The organism is Sphingomonas melonis DAPP-PG 224 (assembly GCF_000379045.1).
GTDB lineage: Bacteria > Pseudomonadota > Alphaproteobacteria > Sphingomonadales > Sphingomonadaceae > Sphingomonas > Sphingomonas aquatilis.
Map to the genome: position 1 here is coordinate 36,792 of NZ_KB900605.1, position 18,345 is coordinate 55,136.

Sequence of the window (18,345 nt, forward strand, 5' to 3'; positions counted from 1 at the left end):
AGGGCGAACACCCGCCTGCGCCCAGCACGACTCCGGCAGTGCCGCTCAAGCAACCTTGAGGATCCGGGCCAGCACGGTTTCGGCATCGTTGGCGGGCACGAACACGCGGGTCTTGTACGAGATGATCTCGGTGAAGCAGCCAAGCGACTTCAGCCAGGGAAGCTGGGTCGCCGGCGCATCCACGATCTCGACACGCGAATTGCCGTTCACGAGCGAGCGTTTGAGCGTCATCGCGAACGGGCGGGTCACCTCGACGCTGCGACCCGACAGCACCGAGCGCGCGATCGCATCGACCGGGAGGTCATCGGGGGTCACCAGTCCCAGCTTGGTATAGAGTTGTGCGACATGGGTGTCGAAGACGAGCCGGCCGAGCCAGCTATTGCCGGCATTATCGACGATGCGATTGACCGCCATATGGTCGGAGGGCAGCGCCGACCAGATCGGCAGCAGTAGCCCCGTTGCGAGCCGGATCGTCTCGATCTCAGGGGTAACCAGCGCCTCGGCGACTTCGATTTCCCAGAGCGTCGCGAACGTATCGTGGTCGATCACTTCCCATGCGGTTTCGCCAAGTTCGGCCTCGCGCAGATACTCGCGCCGGCACGGCCGCTGGAGTTCGAGCCGCGCGATCGGCAGCCCGTCATCGTCCATCCAGGCGCGTGCCTTGCTCATCAACGCGACGCGTTCGGACTTGGCGTTGCGCACGAAGCGGGCAGTGTCGTCCCAGCGGGCGAAGTCGAGAACGCGTTCGAGCGTGAGCGGGTTCTTCCTTCGCTCGGTTTCGATGGTGAGGAGGTGTGAGGTCGCGCCGCTGCGCGGATCGGTGCGCAGCACGACATCATCGATCAGCGCCGCGCGCTCGACCATGATCGTCTCGACGCCGACATCGAGCGTACCGGCCTGGCGGGCGGCGGCAACGCGGGTCTCGACCAGCGTCAGGAACTCCTCAAAGATCGCGTTCTGCAACGCGATCGGCAGCGCCAGCAGGCGGTTGAGCCACCGCGGGATCGGAGGAAGATCATCCTTGAGCACGCCGTCGCTGTCGTGAAGTTCGAGGCCCGTGCGGCGGGTGAAGTCGTCGAGCGAGATGCTGGTCAGCTTGCCGCGGTTCAGGAGGTGGAACCAGGTAACCAGCGCATCCTTGGCATAGTCGCTCTCGAGATTGTCGGCCGGATCGAACAGGTTCTGGCCACCTGTCTGCCGCTGACCGCGGGTGAGCGCGCCAAGGCTGTCGAGCCGCCGCGCTATCGTCGAGGTGAACCGCAGCTCGCCCTTGCAGTCGGTCGTGACGGGGCGGAACAGCGGGGTCGATGCCTGATGCGTGCGGTGGGTGCGTCCCAGCCCCTGGATCGCGCGATCGGCGCGCCAGCCCGGCTCCAGCAGGAAGTGGACGCGCTGCTCGCGGTTCACCGCGTCGAGACTTGCATGGTAGGAGCGGCCGGTGCCGCCGGCATCGGAGAAGATCAGGATGCGCTTGGCCCCGGCCATGAAGGCGGCGCTGTCCGCCTGCCCTGAGCGCGCGGTGCGGCTCTCGATCTTCTGGCGCCCGTCGGCGCCGGTCACGAGCCGTCGGGTCCGTCCGGTCACCTCGGCGACCGCATCGGTGCCGAAGCGGTCGATGACGGCATCGAGGCCCGACTGGATCGGGGGTAGCGCGCACAATTGCTCGATCAGGGCATCGCGCGCGGCTTCCGCATCTGGGTTGTGAACCGGATTGCCATGCTCGTCGCGCATCGGCCGCGACCGGACATTTCCGCTATCGTCGGAATAATTCTCCTGCTGCTGCGTCGGGAAAGCGCGCATCAGATAGTCGACGACATATTCGACCGGGCTGAGCGAGATGTCGAGGTCGGCGCGTTCTTCCGGCGTCAGGCTCGAGAGCCGGCGGTCGAGGATGGCTTCGGCCGTGGTGACCAGTTGGAGAACGACCGACTGACCGGCCTTCAGATGCTCCTCGACCGCGGCGATGACGGTCGGCAGCTTCATCGCGAGCAGCACCTGGCCGAAGAAGCGCTGCTTGGTCGATTCCAGACGGCTGCGTGCCGATGCCTTTGCGCCGCTGTTGAGGGTGGAGCCATCGAGACTGTCGACCACCCCGGTCAGCGCCAGCGCCTCTTCCATGTTCCGATGGATGATCTCCCAACCCTGAGCATATTGGTCGTAGATCGCAATCTGTTCGGGGGTGAGCGTATGGCGCAGCACGTCATATTCGACCCCGGCGAAGCTCAGCGCGCGGGCGATGTAGAGGCCGAGCGCCTTCAGGTCGCGCGCCACCAGTTCCATCGCGGCGATGCCGCCCTGTCGGATCTGGCTGATGAACGCGGTGCGGTCGGCAAAGGCGGTTTCGGGTCCCCACAGGCCGAGCCGCACCGCATAGGCGAGGTTGTTGACGTCGGACGCGCCCGTCGCCGAGGCGTACAGGACGCGGGCGAGCGGTAGGTGGTTCTGGAGCAGGACGCCGCAAATGCCCTGCTGCGACCCTTCGGTCTTGCCAAGCGCGCCTTCGCCGCCCGCGACACCGCCCATCTCATGTGCCTCGTCAAAGGCGATCACCCCGTCGAAGTCGGGACCGGCCCAATCGAGGATCTGCTGGAGGCGGGTGCTGTCGGCTCGAGCGGAGCGCAGCGTCGGATAGCTGACGAACAACACGCCCTCGTCGAGCGTGATGGGCTGATCGATCTTCCAGTTGGAGAGCGGCTGCACGTCGCCGGTGAGACCGCCAAGCGCGGTCCAGTCACGCCGCGCGTCATCGAGCAGCGGCTCGTTCTTACTGACCCAGATGTGGCGGCGTCTGCCCGACAGCCAATTGTCGAGGATGCACGCCGCGACCTGCCGCCCCTTGCCGGCGCCGGTGCCGTCGCCGAGGAAGAAGCCCTGCCGGTACTGGCGGCCGTCGTCGGTATCGAGCGCGAGGCCGACGCCTTCCTTGTCGGGGCGGAATCTGCCGGGCAGCATCCGGGTCCAGGCGTGGCCGGCATAGACGACGGTCTCGAGCTGGGAGGCCGATAGCAGCCGTTCGGTGACCGTGCGTTCGGGCAGGGACGGAACATGGGTCGGGACCGGCATCGGGATTGATCCCATCGCAACAGATTCAACCAGCGCGGTCGGATGCTCGCCGGCGGCCGTGAAGGCGATCCGGCTTGGGCGGTAGGGCAGATAGACGCCGGCCTGATCGCCAAGCGGTGCCGGTGTGTCCAGCGCGGCATAACCGACCGGCAGCACGTCGTTGCGCCGCGGAGCGTGGACCGGGCGTGGCGGCGCGGATCGGGTGACGCGCGCTGCGCCGAACATCGAGACGCCGGGGACCGGCGCGCGAAAGGTGAGTTTCGGGGTATCGGCGAGTGCGAGCCGTGGCGGCACGCTCAGCGCCGGCACCAGGTCGGCAACCGATGCGCGCTGGATGGTGACGGGAGGCGCGCCGCCTGCGGCCTTGTCGATGACGTAGAGCCGGACCGCGATATCGGTGCCGTGCTTCCTGTAGCAATGCTCGAGCCGGATCGAGGTGCGGACCGTCACGCCGGTCAGCACGGTATCGAACGCCTTTTGCATCCTGGCCGAGGGTGCGAACCAGTCAGGCATGATCGCGACGACGCGGCCGCCTTTGCGGACGCGGCGCAGCGCGGCCTGGAGGTGGCGCACTGCTGCGAGGTCGTCGACGCCCCGCCCGACGCTGCGGGAAAAGGGCGGGTTCATGACGATGACCGAGGGTTGGGGTAGATCCGCATGATGGCTGACCAGCGCGGCGCCGTCATGCCCGGTGATGGTGGCTGAAGGAAAGATGTCGGCAAGCCGCGCGCGGCGTCGCGGATCGATCTCATTGAGCTGCAACGCCGCGTAAGCCGGCATCTGCGCCGCGAGGAGGCCGTTGCCGGCGCTGGGTTCCAGCACGACGTCTTCGGCGTCGATCGCCGCCAGCAACACCACGATCGCAGCGATATCGGCCGGCGTCGAGAATTGCTGGAAGTCGATCTGTTCCTCGCTGCGGACGGTCTGGGTGGGCAGCCGCTCCATCAGCGCCGATGCGTGGGCGACATCGATCAGCGACGTCATCGACCAGGACGCCGCCGCAAGATGCAGCGCGACGGCATGTTCCAGCATCTCGAAGCTGTCGCGCTGGGTCCAGCACCCCTCGGCGTCGCTGCCGCCAAATGCGGCCGTCATCGCACTATTGAGGTCGCGGCGCGTAACGGGAGCATTGCCCGCGACGACGGGGAGCAGCCGGTGCGCGGCGACATGCGCAGGGATGACGGCAGGCCGTGCGGCCAGATCGAGAAGGTCGGTCATCGAGGAAACTCCGTCAGGATCGCTGCCCGTCCGGCAGCTCAGCCTCCCCCCTCTCGCTCCTCTCCATTGCACCCAGGGCCGTCCGGCAGCGCCGGTGGCTGAAACCGGAACCTGGCGACGCCTCTGCGCGATTGTCTGATGTTGTGTTGAAGAGGAGTCACACGATGGGCGAGTTCACTGACAAGGCGAAAGCGGCGGGCAACAAGCTCGTGGGCAGCGCCAAGGAAGCGATCGGCAACGCGACCGATAACGAGCAGCTGGCGGATGAGGGCGAGGCGCAGCAGACCAAGGGCACCGGGCAGGACGTCAAGGGCTCGGTGAAGGGCGCGCTCGGCGACGATATCTAGTTGTAGGCGCTTGCAATCGTAGCGGCGTCTGCTCGCAAACAGCCGGTTTTCTGCTCACGCTCTCTGCCACTGGCGGGTGGCATCCTGCTCGAATTATCTGCCAGCGTGCTCGCCATCATCCGGGGCTGCTCGCAATCGGACATGGCTGCTCACATTATCCGCTCCGGGCGGATGCTAAAGGCGGGTTCATTGCACGGGCGGGATCGTCCCATTTCTCCGTCTCCAACCGGCCATTTCGGGAAGGAGCAATCGGGAACATATTTTGGGAAAACGGCTATTTCCCTACCGTCCGGTGCGCCTTGCGACCGTCAGCCGTCTCCCTGAACCTTCCCAAACGAGACGGTGCCGTTTCGCTGGCTCCTCGCGCCAGCATTTCAATCTACAGAACTGGAGGTTGTTTCTATGATGTTCTCGATAGTGGCGAGGCGCCGATCTGGATGCTAGCGTGCCGCGGAAGGGCAAATCGTGGTAAACAATGACTGATCTTGGAGCGCGTGAGCAGCGGCGTTTGGCGGCGCTCGCAAAATTCGAGGTAATGGACACCCCGCGAGAGTCGGCTTTCGACGAGCTGGCCGAGCTGGTCGCCGCGATTTGCGAGGCGCCGATCGGGGTCGTGAATCTGATCGGGGAGTGCCGCCAGTTCTTTAAGGCAGAGGTGGGTCTGGGGGTTCGCGAAACGCCGCTGGATACGTCGTTCTGCGCGCACGCGCTTTTGGAGCAGGATTTCCTCCTTGTTCCCGACGCGACGGCCGATCCGCGGTTTGCGTGCAACCCCCTGGTTACCGGCGAGCCTCACATCCGCTTCTATGCCGGTGCACTGCTAAAGACGGACGACGGACTTCCAATCGGGACGCTGTGTGTGCTCGACTACCAGCCGAGGCAATTGTCGGACGTACAGATACGCTCGATCCGCGTCCTGGCTCGACAGGTCATGGCGCAACTCGAACAACGTCTTGCGGCACGGCAGGTCGCCGCATCCGAGGCGCGGCAGCGCGCCATCATGGACAGCGCTCAGGATTTCGCGATCGTCACGACCGATCTCGATGGCCATATCGTTGAATGGACTTCCGGCGCGAAGAACGTGCTTGGCTGGTCAAGGGACGAAGTGATTGGAAAGAGCGCTTCGATCCTGTTCACCGACGTAGATATCAGCGCCGGCAGGCTGGCATTGGATCTGGCGCAAGCTCACGACGAAGGCCGAGCGTCTGTTGAGCATTGGATGGTTCGCAAAGACGGGAGACGCATACTGGCCGTCGATGTGACGTCCCCATTGATGGACCAGCACGGCCAACATGTCGGCTATGTGAAGGTGCTGCGTGATCGCACCGAAGCGCATGCCGCGAGCGAAGCCCTGCGGGAGGTGGAAGCCCGCGCCACCGGCAGGTTGCAGGCCAATGAGGAGAAATGGCGCACCCTGTTCAAGACGCTCGAAGAGGGTTTCATCCTCGCCAGAGTCGTGCGCGATGCAGACGGCAGGATCTGCGACTGGCGGTATGAGGAAGTGAACGACGCCTGGTATAGCCTGGTGGGTATCGAGCGGGGCACGGCGATCGGAAAGACGATGCGCGACCTCTTCCCGGGAATTGAGGACGTATGGGTCAACGAGTTCGCCGAGGTTGTCGATACCGGCGAAGCCAAGCGCTTTACCCGTCAGTTCGGAGGGCTGGATCGTTGGTATGACGGGGTGTGCCAACCCATTGGGGAGGATCGGTTCACCGTCATTTTCCTCGAAGTGACGGATCGCATCCGCGCCGAGAAAAAGCGCGAGGCGCTCACCGACATCGGGCACGTTCTGTCGGAGTCATCCGATATGGAACATGCGATCGATCAGGCGACGGAGATCGTGGCCAAGACGCTCGGCGTGGTTCGGGCTGGGTACGGTACGCTGGATGCAGACGGGGAAATGATTACCGTGCCGGAGCACTGGACGGCGGATGGCTGTCCCCGGCTTGTCGGTCAGTACCGCGTCGATGATTATGGTGACTACGCTATCGACCTCCGGGCTGGTCGTCCCGTCGTCATTCCCGATGTGCGGTATGATCCACGAACATCGCCTCGAGCGGACATTTTCGAAAGCCTCGCCGTTCGAACGATGATCAATCTTCCGGTGGTGGGGAATGGTCGAACCGTCGCGATCTTCTTCGTGAACGATAACGTTCCGCGCCAATGGACGACGCAGCAGGTGGCATTCGTCGCAGAGGCGGCCAGTCGTATCCGGGTTGCGATTGAGCGCCGCCGGGCAGAACAGGACCTGCGCGAAAGCGAAAGCTTTATGCGCAGCGTTCTTGCTGCCTCGACCGATTGTATCAAGGTGCTCGACCTTAACGGCGATCTCACCTTCATGAGCGATGGCGGCATGAAGGTGATGGAGATCAGCGACTTCAACGCGGTCAAAGGCTGCTTCTGGCCGAGTTTTCTGAAGAATGACGGCGTTGGTCTGGGCAAAGAGGCGCTTGCAGCGGCAAGAGCGGGTCGATCGGCCCATTTCGAGATCGCAGCTGACACATTCCTGGGCACCCCGAAATTCTGGTCGGTGTCGGTTTCGCCCATCTTCGGCGAGAACGGCGAGGTGGTGCGCATCCTGTCCGTATCGCGTGATCACACGACTTTGCAGGAGGCGCGTGAGCAGCAGCTCCTGCTCAATGGCGAATTGAGCCATCGATTGAAAAACGTCTTGTCCATCATCCAGTCGATTGCCAACCAGACGCTGCGTGATGCGGTGACACTGGAGGATGCCTCTGCTGCCTTCTCATCACGTCTGGCATCCTTGGGCCGGGCGACGGATGTGCTGACCGCGACATCGTGGGAAGCGTCGGACCTTGATACGGTCTTGGAAGCCGGCTTGGCGGCCGTTGCCGATAAGCGGGACCGGATCGCGATCAATGGCCCCGCGGTGCGTCTCAATCCGCAGTCGGCACTCGCCCTCACGCTCGCAATCCACGAGCTGGTCACCAACGCGCTGAAATACGGTGCCCTGAGCAACCATACCGGCACCGTGACGTTGACGTGGGAGGTGAGTGGATATGACGCAAACCCAGAGTTCACCTTGCTATGGCAGGAGCGCGACGGTCCGACCGTCTCGCCCCCCACACGCAGGGGCTTTGGAACGCGGCTAATCGAACGTTCGCTGCGATCGTACTTCAGGGGCGAGACGGTGTTGAGCTACCCGCCTGAAGGTGTCGAATTTCGGATCAAAGCGCCGTTAGTCGGTGCAGGCGAATTGGTAACCGCGTAATGGGTCAGGCAATTCCGCCACGGGCAATCCTCATCGTTGAAGATGAGGTGTTTATACGTCACGATCTGATGGATTTTTTCAGCGACCGTGGTTTTATTGCGTTTGAAGCTGAGGACGGCGACGAAGCGATCAAGATCATAGCCGATCATCCCGAGATTGGAATTGTCCTGACAGACATCCAGATGAAGGGATCGATGGATGGTCTGCGACTTGCACGCTACGTTCGTGATAGGTACCCGCCAATGCTGATCGCGGTTGTCTCCGGTAACGTCCGTCCTTCACAAGCTGACCTGCCGGAACACTCTTTCTTCGTCGCCAAACCTTTTGACCCTCGATACGTGCTGTCAGAGATTGATCGGCTTAGTTCCTGATTTCCGCAGGCGAGGGGTACCTGGGAGAACGCTCCTATCCCGGAATACCATCGTTTGAGGGAAAGGGGGTGACCGCCGAGGAGTGGTGATTATGAGCAGCCCCCACCGGGTGGTCCGGGTTGATAGTTAGTGCATTGTCGTCTCCGCCGCCATTGCCGGTCGGAGGTGGAGCGAAGCGGAACCGGAGGCCGGCAATGGCGGTGTCGCCGCTTCCGGGGCGGGTGGTCGATAGCCGAGGCTGCTGTGCGGTCGGACAGTGTTGTAGTGACGCCGCCACGCCTCGATCAGCACCCTGGCTTCAGCGAGGGTGTAGAAGATCTCGCCGTTCAGCAGCTCATCCCGCAGCGAGCCGTTGAAGCTCTCGTTGTAGCCGTTCTCCCATGGCGAGCCCGGGGCGATGTAGAGCGTCTTCACGCCGATCTGCCTGAGCCAGGTCTGGACGGCGGCGGCGATGAACTCGCTGCCATTGTCCGACCTGATATGCGCGGGCGGACCACGCTCGATGAACAACTCGGCCAGCGCTGCCAGTACGTCTTCGTGTTTGAGCTGGCGCGCGACGACGAGTGCCAGGCACTCCCTGCTCGCCTCGTCGATAATGGTAAGGATGCGGAACTTGCGTCCGTCATGGGTGCGTTCCTCGACGAAGTCGTAAGCCCAGACATGCCCCGGATACTCCGGCCGCAACCGGATGCACGAGCCATCGTTCAGCCATAACCGGCCGCGTTTCGGCTGGCGCTGCGGCACCTTCAGCCCCTCGCGTCGCCAGATCCGTTCCACCCGTTTATCGTCTAATCGGTCAAGCCGTTTGCCAAGGTGCTCGTAGTCGATCTTCTTTTGCGCATCGTTGTCGTCTTCGAGGTCAGGACGGGTCCAGCCTCAGCATGGCGCCAGATCGCCGGCCTCTCGATGTGGTTCCCGTGTTCCAGATGGTCACGAAGCGGGTCACGAGATGGCCGTGGCCGCACCCTGGCGGGGCGGCAGCTCGGAAAGCAGATATCAGGCCATGGCAGTCACCTTTGGGTCAAAGCCTCGCCCGTCGATCCACATCCGGTGGAGGATCACCGCCAGCTTGCGGGCCAGCGCAACGCGCGCCTTCCAGAAGCCCGATCTCCGGCCGATGGCGGCAGCCCAGTCCTTCAGCGCCGACGCCTGCGAGGTCCGCGACAGCATGACATTGGCCGCTTCGAACAGCAGCTTGCGGGTGAGACGATCTCCGCACTTGGAGATGCGGCCGTTGATGTCGACCTCGCCCGACTGGTAGCGACGCGGAGTGAGACCGAGATAGGCGCCGACATCCTGCGAGCGTCGGAACCGGTGAGGATCCTCGATGGTGGTCATGAAGCTGACGGCCGTCAGCGGTCCGACGCCGGGCATCGTCATCATCAAGCGGCAGGCGCCGCTTTGCCGGGCAACCCGGGCGAGCTGCTTGGCAATGGCAAGCTGTTGCTCCCGCAATGTGCTCAGCATCGCCAGTAGGCTCTCGAACAGTGCGGCGACCACCGGATCGTCCGGCAGCGTTGCCCGGACCTGACGTTCGAAGGTGCCACCCTTCCCGGGTCCGACCAGAATGCCGAAAGTCTTCGCCAGGCCGCGTATCTTGTTGATGAGCGCGGTGCTCATGCCGACCAGCTGGTCTCGCGTGATCAGGAGCGCACGCAACCGGTGCGTATCCATCGAGCGAACAGCGACCGGCCGGTACCAGCCCGAGCGGACCAGCCGTGCCAACCCAAACGCGTCGTTGCGGTCCGTCTTGTTCATCTGCAGCTTCAGCGCTGCCGCAGCATGCCTGGCATGAAGACACACCACCGGCAGCTCTCGCTCGGTCAATGCGTGCCACAACCACACGGTCATCGGGCCCGTCTCGATACCGATCCTCACGGCTCCTGCGGCCCTCCGCGCCAGCACGGCCGCAATAGCGTCCGGGTCCGTTCGCGACTTACCGTCCCATATGCGATCGCCCGTTTCGTCCACGACGCAGATCGCGGTCTCCTTCATCGACACATCTAGGCCAACATAGCAGGTCATCTTCCGTCCTCCTCTTCAGGGGACGACAGGCTATCCCAACGAGCACCGCTCCTGATTACGCCATGTGGTTCACCGACCAACCCGCCGCATGCAGCAGCGCCGTCACCCGGCGATAGCCGTAGCGCCCGTACTGCCTGGCAAGGGCGATGATATCCTCGGTCAGCGCCTCTTCGTCATCTGCCCCGAACGGCACCTTGCGCTGCGTCGACCGGTGCTGACCCAGCATGATCTCAACCTCACGTAGCTTCCCGATAATCTCCTCGGGCTTGTGCTTCTTCGCAGGCATTCGTCGTCCCTTCCTTGGTCCAGACTGTAATAGTCGATGGACCACTCAGAAGGGGGCAGCTCAGACCGGCACATGGTAGTGCGCGGCAGGGTCGGTGACGCGGAACACGGGATCGATCTCGGGGAAGAATGGCACCGCCTTCGCATCCGGGTAGCCTGCCATGTCGAACAGCAGCTTGTAGGTGCGCGGCGCGAACTTCGACGGCTACCTACCCGACGCCGATATCTCGGTTGAAACCGGGCAAACCTATAGTCCTGCATGACGATCTGGCATCTTGCATCACCGCGAGCAGCTATCGAAACCGGCGTTTATCACCTACAGTCCTGCAAGGCAGGGTCGCCGGTCCTGCGAAACCGATGGTGGGGGTGCCGTTGCGACCTGTGTCAGCTGCGATCTGTGTTCCGGTCCGCAACGAGGAGACTGCGTTACCGAAGTTGCTGGAGGCGATCGAGCGACTGGACCTGGGCGACGTCGAGGCTGCCGTGTTCTTCCTCCTTGATAATTGCTCGGATGCGAGCGAGCAGGTAATACTCGAGCATGCTGGTCGCATGGCCCTTCCGTTCACGGTGGCTCAGGGAGACCCGTCCCCTGATGCCAATGCCGGTCGTGCACGCCGGGCCGCCATCGCCCTCGGCCTGCATCATGCGGCGAGCACGCCCCACGGTATTCTCCTGACGACCGACGCCGACAGCCAGCCCCGTGCCGATTGGGTCAGGGCGGCACTGCAGGGCCTGGCCTCGGCCGACCTTGTCGCCGGGCGAATCGTCCGGATCGCAGCGGAGCGGGATCCGGTGCAGGGGAGGGTCGAGCGCTACCTCGATCGGCTTCACGCCTACCGACGATCGGTCGACCCCGTTCCGTGGGACAGTCCGACCGGCTCCCACTGCTCAGGAGGCGCCAACATGGCCTTCCGACCCGGAGCCTATCAGGCGCTGGGCGGCTTCCAGCCGGTGCCATGCGGCGAGGACGCCGCCCTGCTCGACGATGCCGGGCGCGCCGGGTTGCGCGTGCGCCGCGATCCCGGCATGGTGGTTGCGACCTCCTCACGGCGGCTCGGCCGGGCGCCGGGCGGCATGGCCGCTGCGCTCAGTGCCATCGACCATCATGGGGCACCCTCAATGCCGCATCCGCGAGGGGCGGCATGGCAATACCGACAGCAGGCGGAGGCGCGCCGCATCTGGGCCGGGCTCCCCGACTCCTTTGTCGCAGCTCGCTTCGGCGATCGTATCGGATTGACCGGTGACCATGTGATCGGCGTCGCGCGCGACTGCCCCAACGCAGAGGCGTTCGCCATGCGTGTCGTGCCGGCACTGCCCGATATACCCGACGTCACCCTCGTCGAGGCCGAGCATGCCCTGGCAACGCTCGAGAACCAGCTTTGCGAGCAGGCGGTATGACGACGGCCGGAGCTCTGCGTCATGGGATCGTCGCGGCGGGGTGGGCGACCGATCCCGCCGGCGATCCGACGACGCCCAAGGCATATTTGGACCTGCTCCGCCCTCTTTACGCTGCGGGACGCCGGGATCTCCCCATCGGGCGCCTGCTTGAGGGGCATGTCGATGCGGTGCAGATCGTGTTTCGATACGGCACGTCGTCCCAGGTCGCTGCGTTGCGGGCGCGCATCGCTGCGGGAGCGACGTTGGGTGTTTGGAATGCGGGCCTGCCGGGTGAGCCGCTGGTGCTTACCGGCGGACGGCTGACCGGCGGCAAGGGCTATGCATCGGGGGCGGGGATACTGACTCACGCGCTGGTAACCGCGGATAGCGAACGCGGACCGCAGCTGCTCCTGCTCGACCTCGAGGCCGATCCGCCTGCCATCGATCGGGAGTGGTGGCAGACGATCGGCATGCAGCGCTCGGAGACACATCTGGTGCGCTGGTCCGGCTCTGTGATCGGTGAAGACGGCCGTATCGGCGAGCCCGGCAGCTATGCGCGGGAGCCGTTCTTCAGCGGAGGCGCGCTGCGCTTCGCCGCGGTTCATGCCGGCGGCATCGCCGGCCTGCTCGATGCAGTGCGTGACCACCTGACCACCCACGAGCGCGCTTCCGATCCGTTCCAGGCATCGCGCCTCGCCGACCTGTTCCTGCTTGCCCAGGGTGCAGCGGCGAGCATCCGCGACACGGCGGGCGCCTGGTTCAGCGGGACGGATGCGGAACGCCTCGCCCGGGTGTCCGCTGCGCGGCTATCGATCGCCGGCTCTGCCGAGCGCGCCCTCACGATCGCGCAGGAGGCGGTGGGGCTGCAGGGATTGTTCCTGTCGCATCCGCTGGCGGCAAAGATCGCCGATCTCATGGTGTACCTGCGCCAGCCTGCGCCCGATGCGCATCGCCTTCGCGTCGGCCAAGCTGTCGCCGAGCACATCCTCGACCCCATCCTGTGAAGATCGCGCTGCGAAACGTGCGTGTCGCGCTGGTGATCGCCCCGCACCCGGATGACGAGGTCATCGGCGCAGCAGGCCTCATTGCGCGGCTTCGCCGCCATGGAGCTCGGGTCCGGGTTGCGGTCGTGACCGATGGTGCCGCGTCTCACCGGGGCAGCCGACAATGGCCGAGAGCGCGACTGGTTGCGGCTCGCCAGCGTGAGAGCCTTCATGCGCTACGTCGTCTCGGCATCGTTGCTGGCGACGTCTCGTTCCTCAATTTGCCCGATGGCCAGTTGCCCTCGATCCCGGGGCGCTGTTATCGCGCGCTGCGCCGCCAGGTCGCACGATGCCGGGATCTCGATCTCATCGTCGGACCGGCCTGCAATGACGACCATCCCGATCACCGCGCCGTAGCCGCGGCCGTCGCCCGGTGTCCGGGTGGCGCCGGTCGGCTGACCTACCGCGTGTGGCCGCCTCGCCCGGACCGGTCCGGACCGACATGGCGCATCGCTGTGCCTGGAGGAGTTCCGGTTAAGCGGTCGCTGATCCGCGTCTACCGGACGCAGCTCGGCGCCGTTTCCGATGATCCAGCAGGCTTCACGATCGCGAGACACGAGCTTGCGGCCTTTGCTCGTCCGGTCGAGCGCTACCGGCCGGGTTCGAGGTGACGAACCCGATCGATCTTGCGGGGTTCGCCGCCAAGTTCGCCGGCGACGACGATCCCTGGCGCACCTTCACCGCCCGTGACGAGGCGGTGAAGCGTACCGCGATCCTGCACGCAATAGGTGACCGACCGGTCGGACGGGTGCTGGAGCTGGCCAGCGGCAACGGATCCAACAGTGCCGCGATCGCGAGGATGGCGTTGTGCCTCGATGCGACCGAGGGCACGAGGGAGGGGGTCGACCTGACGGCACGCGCCGTCGCGGCCTGGCCTCGTGCGTGCGCATCGCTGCTCGTGCTCCCCGGTCGACCGCCACGTCTCGTCTATGACGTGATCGTGATCGCCGAGATCCTGTATTACCTCTCAGCGCGAGAGATGGCCCGGGTTGCGCGTGAGATGGCCGCTCGCCTGCGGGGAGACGGCACCATCGTGCTCGCGCACCACAGGATCGACTACTACGACTTCGCCCAGCACGCGGCAGGAATCCACGCCCGGTTCCTCGCAGAGACCGGGCGTCGTTGGACGGTTCGCACCGTGCGCCGCACCCGCCGCTGGGTCGTCACCGCGGCCCGCGCCGACGGTGTGCCCCGATCCCCTTGAACGCGAGCGAGGCAGCACGTCCCACGTCCGTGCGATATGAGGCTTGCCGTTAAGTGGAGCGGCAGGACGTCCACCTGCCGCTCCCGCCAGGGTCGTCAGGCCGCCGCGTCGAGATCGACCTTCATCTCCCGAGCCCAGAACCTGAGGTCACGACAGGTCGTGACGAACGCCTTGACGTCCTTGCTCTTGCTTAGGGCTACGAAGCCATCGTCAAGCTCCGGCACCCGAGAAGCGTCGAACAACGTGGCGGCTGCATCGGTGTAGCCGATGAACTTGCAGTGGCCGAACGCGTCCGCCACGAAGTCCTTGGAGGCCGCATCCTTGGCGAGCATCGCAACCCCCTCCTCGGACGGGAGCACCGCGACGGCATCGAACAGGACCGAAGGTCCGCCGTCGATCTTCTGCTTGGCCGCGACCTTGGTGCCGTCGTCGAGCGTGACCCCGCCGATCTTCGGCGCGACCACCTCCCAGACCGCGCCTTCGGCTTCCAGCGCCTTCGTCAGCGCATTGAACAGCTCGGCGCTCGACCCATCGGTCAGCAGCAGGCCCATCTTTCGCCCGGCGAAATTCGCCGGGCCGTTGGCGACGATCGAGAGCGCCGACGATGTCGGCAGGTCTAGCGTCGGCTTGGCCGCCTTGGCGGCGTCCGGCAGGTCAAGGCCGAGCCCGTCCGCGACGGTAGCGGCGAGATCCTCGTCGATGTTGCGCAGGTGGCTGACCGCCCGGGCCCGGATGTCGACACGATCTACCTTCGACAGCTCGAACACCAGCGCGTCGCCGATGTGCTTCTGCTCGATCGGCTGCTGGCTGAGATAGAACTGCCGCGCCTGGCTGTAATGATCGGCAAAGGTTTCGGACCGAACCCGCTGCTTAGTCCCCTGAACCTCGGCGGGGAAGCTGGTGAAGCCGATCTCCGCGTTCTCGCGCGGACCGCCTTCCGCGCCCCAGCTGTTCGGCTCATAGTTCACGCGCCCCTTCGGATTGCGCATCGCCATGTGGCCGTCCTGCTGGAAGTTCATCACCGGACAGCGCGGGGCATTGATCGGCAGGTGGGTGAAGTTCGGGCTGCCGAGCCGCTTCAGCTGGGTATCGAGATAGGAGAAGTTGCGGCCGTGCAGCAGCGGGTCGTCACTGAAGTCGATGCCCGGCACGATGTTCTGCGTGCAGTAGGCGACCTGCTCGGTTTCGGCGAAGAAGTTGTCGACGTTGCGATTAAGCGTGAGCGTACCGACGATGCGGACCGGCACGTCCTCCTCGGGGATGAGCTTGGTCGAGTCGAGATGGTCGAAGGGAAGCTTGTCGGCGGTTTCCTGATCGAACAGCTGGACGCCGAGATCCCATTGCGGGAAGTCACCGCTCTCGATCGCCTCCCAGAGATCGCGGCGATGATAGTCGGGATCGGCGCCGCTGATCTTGACCGCTTCGTTCCACAGCACCGACTGGAGCCCCTGGCGCGGCTTCCAGTGGAACTTGACGAAGGTCGACCTGCCTTCCGCGTTCACCAGGCGGAAGCTGTGGACGCCGAAGCCCTCCATCGTGCGGAAGGAGCGGGGGATCGTGCGATCGGACATGATCCACATGATCATGTGCCAGGCTTCCGGGGTGAGGCTGGCGAAATCCCAGAAATTGTCGTGTGCGGTTTGCGCCTGGGGGAACGCCCGGTCGGGCTCCTGCTTAGCCGCATGGACCAGATCGGGGAACTTGATGGCATCCTGGATGAAGAACACCGGGATGTTGTTGCCGACGATGTCCCAGTTGCCCTGCTTCGTGTACATCTTGACGGCGAAGCCGCGCACGTCGCGCGCCAGATCGCGCGAGCCCTTGTTGCCCGCTACCGTTGAGAAGCGGACGAACACCTCCGTCTGCTGCCCGACCGTGCTCAGCACGTCGGCGCGGGTGTAGTCGGCCAGACTGTCGGTCAGCTCGAACACGCCGTGCGCGCCATAGCCGCGTGCGTGGACGACGCGCTCCGGGATGCGCTCGTGATCGAAATGGAAGATCTTTTCGCGGAGGATGAAGTCCTCGAGCAGCGTGGGGCCCCGCAGACCCGCCTTGAGACTGTTCTGGGCGTCCGCGATCGGGATGCCCTGCTGCGTGGTCATGGTAAGTGCCGCGTCCGAGGTCGTCTGGCGGGTTTCGCCGCCATGGCCCTGCTGCTCGGCATAGTTCGTCGGCTGGTCGGCACCCGCCGGCAGCGGCGGTGCCTTCTTGGCCGTCTCGCCCTTGAGTTTCACCGCGTCGCTTTTGATGCTCTTGCGTGCCATGGACGTAATCCTCCGATCATGCCCTTAATGCCACCAGCGCCACGGCGATGCGAGGCATAAATCTTTGTAGCGACTGGGAACCGACCCGGAGGACCGAAATCAAGTTATGTCAGTCGAGCATGGTCGCCGGTTCGGACGACAGGCGCGGGCTCGGCAACGTAAGTGTTCATGGCTGCGCGGAACCCGACTGCGGCTTCCTTGGTCCTGGATCACAGCCAGGGAAAGCCGATATGAGCCGGTTGGAGATGTCTTAACGCCTTGCCGTTAGCCGAGCATGATGTACTCCCAGGTCGTACAGGTTTTCGACTGCGTCCGGCACGACCACGATCTGTGGTTGGTGCTGCTCGCCGGCCTGGTTTGCCTCTGCGGAATCTATGCGTCCTTTGCCCTGGCCGACCATGCCATACGCTCAGGGCGGAAGACGCGCAGCCTGTGAGAACCTATCACCATCGTGTCGGCCGGCTGCACGGCCTGGGCGACCCACTTCATTATCTTGCTGGCTTTCAAGCCGGGCATGCCGTCTGCGTTCAACCCGCTGGCCGTACGGCCGTTTTACGGCCGCTCGTTGATGTAAACGAATCAAATGGACAGGGACCCATGCCGCGGCTCAAGGCGTTGAGCGTCATAGACATGGCCCTGACGACAGGGACATGCACTCAGATGAGGAAACGACATGCGCGCACTATGCTGGCACGGTAAAGGCGATGTCCGCGTCGACACCGTTGCGGATCCCGAGATCAAGCACCCGCGCGATGCGATCATCAAAGTAACCGCCTGCGCGATCTGCGGGTCGGACCTTCACCTGCTGGATGGCTACCAGCCCACCATGGAGGCCGGCGACATCCTCGGCCACGAGAACATGGGCGAGGTCGTGGCGCTCGGGTCCGAGGTCACCAACCTCAAGATCGGGGACCGGGTGGTGGTGCCGTTCACGATCAGCTGCGGCGATTGCTGGTTCTGCAAGAAGGGTCTGTTTGCGGCCTGCGATCGGACCAATCCGAACGCCGAGATGGCCGCCAAGGCGATGGGCCATTCGCCCGCCGGGCTGTTCGGCTTCAGCCACATGCTGGGCGGCTACTGCGGCGGTCAGGCGGAGTATCTCCGCGTGCCGATGGCGGATGTCGGTCCGATCAAGATTCCCGACAACGTTACCGACGAGCAGGCCCTCTTCCTATCGGATATCTTCCCGACCGGCTACATGGCCGCCGAGAATGCGCAGATCGAGCATGGCGACACCGTCGCGATCTGGGGCTGCGGTCCGGTCGGCCAGTTCGCCATCCGCTCCGCGCTGATGATGGGCGCCGGCCGCGTGATCGCGATCGACGAGGTGCCCGAGCGACTCGCCATGGCGGAGGCCGGTGGCGCTGAGACGATTAACTTCGCCGAAACCGATGTCTACGACGAGCTGCAGGCGCGAACCAAGGGCCGGGGCCCCGACAGCTGCATCGATGCTGTCGGCTGCGAGGCGGCCGCGCACGGGGCGGCGAACGCGGTCATGGACAAGGTGAAGGCAAGCATGATGCTCGCCACTGATCGCGTCCACGTCCTGCGGCAGGCGATCATGAGCTGCCGCAAGGGCGGCACGGTCTCCGTGCCCGGCGTCTACGTCGGGATGGGTGACAAGCTTCCGATCGGTGCAGCGATGAACAAAGGACTAACGATCAAGCTCGGCCAAACCCACGTGCAGCGCTATACTAGACCGTTGCTGGAAAAAATCGTCGCGGGCGCGATCGACCCCAGCTTCGTGATCACCCACCCGGCCAGTCTTGAAGACGCGCCAGAAATGTACGCTAAATTCCGCGACAAGGAAGAAGGTGTGATCAAGGTTGTTATGCGCCCGCACGGTTGATTGGCGGAATAACCGGGAACAGGACGCTTATCGATGCCGATCGACACCGCCGCTTTGGAGCACG

The 18,345-nt window shown here is 64.5% G+C and carries 11 protein-coding genes and 3 pseudogenes; 8 read left to right on the forward strand and 6 right to left on the reverse strand.

Annotated features, from left to right (window positions below):
• Positions 1 to 45: 45 nt before the first annotated feature.
• Complete coding sequence (locus SPHME3_RS0100240) at positions 46 to 4,281, reverse strand: strawberry notch family protein (RefSeq protein ID WP_018250461.1); 4,236 nt, start codon at positions 4,279 to 4,281, stop codon at positions 46 to 48.
• 164 nt (positions 4,282 to 4,445) lie between these two features.
• On the opposite strand from SPHME3_RS0100240, the gene SPHME3_RS0100245 reads away from it, so the two are divergent.
• The 3 genes from SPHME3_RS0100245 to SPHME3_RS0100255 all read left to right on the forward strand — a co-directional run bounded on the left by SPHME3_RS0100245 (position 4,446) and on the right by SPHME3_RS0100255 (position 8,234).
• Entirely contained in the window at positions 4,446 to 4,628 is a 183-nt protein-coding gene (locus tag SPHME3_RS0100245) for a CsbD family protein (RefSeq protein ID WP_018250462.1), read from the forward strand.
• A gap of 475 nt (positions 4,629 to 5,103) precedes the next feature.
• Positions 5,104 to 7,863 carry a PAS domain S-box protein gene (locus SPHME3_RS20440; RefSeq protein WP_018250463.1) on the forward strand — a complete coding sequence of 920 codons (2,760 nt, stop codon included), beginning with the start codon at positions 5,104 to 5,106 and terminating at the stop codon, positions 7,861 to 7,863.
• Entirely contained in the window at positions 7,863 to 8,234 is a 372-nt protein-coding gene (locus tag SPHME3_RS0100255; protein ID WP_018250464.1) for a response regulator, read from the forward strand. The genes SPHME3_RS20440 and SPHME3_RS0100255 overlap by 1 nt, the downstream gene beginning before the upstream one ends.
• A gap of 126 nt (positions 8,235 to 8,360) precedes the next feature.
• Here the strand turns inward: SPHME3_RS0100255 and SPHME3_RS19915 are convergent.
• From SPHME3_RS19915 to SPHME3_RS0100275, 4 genes and pseudogenes are all read right to left on the reverse strand, one after another.
• A pseudogene (locus SPHME3_RS19915) lies at positions 8,361 to 9,026 on the reverse strand (IS3 family transposase); the annotation flags it as partial.
• Positions 9,027 to 9,230: 204 nt separating this feature from the next.
• Complete coding sequence (locus tag SPHME3_RS0100265; RefSeq protein WP_020493465.1) at positions 9,231 to 10,259, reverse strand: IS110 family RNA-guided transposase; 1,029 nt, start codon at positions 10,257 to 10,259, stop codon at positions 9,231 to 9,233.
• Positions 10,260 to 10,326: 67 nt separating this feature from the next.
• Positions 10,327 to 10,485 (reverse strand): annotated as a pseudogene (locus SPHME3_RS0100270) (IS3 family transposase); the annotation flags it as partial.
• Between the two features lie 120 nt (positions 10,486 to 10,605).
• Positions 10,606 to 10,731, reverse strand: a pseudogene (locus tag SPHME3_RS0100275) (hydroxyisourate hydrolase); the annotation flags it as partial.
• A gap of 248 nt (positions 10,732 to 10,979) precedes the next feature.
• Between SPHME3_RS0100275 and SPHME3_RS20535 the strand changes: the two are divergent.
• Genes SPHME3_RS20535 through SPHME3_RS0100295 form a run of 4 tightly spaced genes read left to right on the forward strand, consistent with a single transcriptional unit; the run spans position 10,980 to position 14,168 of the window.
• A complete protein-coding gene (locus tag SPHME3_RS20535; protein WP_231376735.1) occupies positions 10,980 to 11,942 on the forward strand; it encodes a glycosyltransferase in 963 nt (320 codons plus the stop codon).
• Positions 11,939 to 12,925: an acyl-CoA dehydrogenase family protein gene (locus SPHME3_RS0100285; RefSeq protein ID WP_018250470.1), complete on the forward strand. Its 987-nt coding sequence runs from the start codon at positions 11,939 to 11,941 to the stop codon at positions 12,923 to 12,925. The genes SPHME3_RS20535 and SPHME3_RS0100285 overlap by 4 nt, the downstream gene beginning before the upstream one ends.
• Positions 12,922 to 13,575 (forward strand): PIG-L deacetylase family protein, encoded by a 654-nt coding sequence (locus tag SPHME3_RS20540; RefSeq protein WP_081614850.1) that lies wholly within the window; start codon positions 12,922 to 12,924, stop codon positions 13,573 to 13,575. The genes SPHME3_RS0100285 and SPHME3_RS20540 overlap by 4 nt, the downstream gene beginning before the upstream one ends.
• Entirely contained in the window at positions 13,572 to 14,168 is a 597-nt protein-coding gene (locus SPHME3_RS0100295; RefSeq protein ID WP_018250472.1) for an SAM-dependent methyltransferase, read from the forward strand. Before SPHME3_RS20540 ends, SPHME3_RS0100295 begins: the two co-directional genes overlap by 4 nt.
• A 95-nt stretch (positions 14,169 to 14,263) precedes the next feature.
• On the opposite strand, the gene SPHME3_RS0100300 is transcribed toward SPHME3_RS0100295, so the two are convergent.
• Entirely contained in the window at positions 14,264 to 16,432 is a 2,169-nt protein-coding gene (locus SPHME3_RS0100300) for a catalase (protein WP_018250473.1), read from the reverse strand.
• Between the two features lie 673 nt (positions 16,433 to 17,105).
• Between SPHME3_RS0100300 and SPHME3_RS0100310 the strand changes: the two genes are divergently transcribed.
• Positions 17,106 to 18,281, forward strand: coding sequence for a zinc-dependent alcohol dehydrogenase (locus tag SPHME3_RS0100310; RefSeq protein ID WP_018250476.1), 1,176 nt, complete (start codon positions 17,106 to 17,108; stop codon positions 18,279 to 18,281).
• Positions 18,282 to 18,345: the final 64 nt, after the last annotated feature.

Excerpts from the sequence above, each read along its gene's own strand:
- SPHME3_RS0100240 (WP_018250461.1), bottom strand. The coding sequence starts at position 4,281 with ATGACCGACCTTCTCGATCTGGCCGCACGGCCTGCCGTCATCCCTGCG.
- SPHME3_RS0100245 (WP_018250462.1), top strand. The coding sequence starts at position 4,446 with ATGGGCGAGTTCACTGACAAGGCGAAAGCGGCGGGCAACAAGCTCGTG.
- SPHME3_RS20440 (WP_018250463.1), top strand. The coding sequence starts at position 5,104 with ATGACTGATCTTGGAGCGCGTGAGCAGCGGCGTTTGGCGGCGCTCGCA.
- SPHME3_RS0100255 (WP_018250464.1), top strand. The coding sequence starts at position 7,863 with ATGGGTCAGGCAATTCCGCCACGGGCAATCCTCATCGTTGAAGATGAG.
- SPHME3_RS0100265 (WP_020493465.1), bottom strand. The coding sequence starts at position 10,259 with ATGACCTGCTATGTTGGCCTAGATGTGTCGATGAAGGAGACCGCGATC.
- SPHME3_RS0100285 (WP_018250470.1), top strand. The coding sequence starts at position 11,939 with ATGACGACGGCCGGAGCTCTGCGTCATGGGATCGTCGCGGCGGGGTGG.
- SPHME3_RS0100300 (WP_018250473.1), bottom strand. The coding sequence starts at position 16,432 with ATGGCACGCAAGAGCATCAAAAGCGACGCGGTGAAACTCAAGGGCGAG.
- SPHME3_RS0100310 (WP_018250476.1), top strand. The coding sequence starts at position 17,106 with ATGCGCGCACTATGCTGGCACGGTAAAGGCGATGTCCGCGTCGACACC.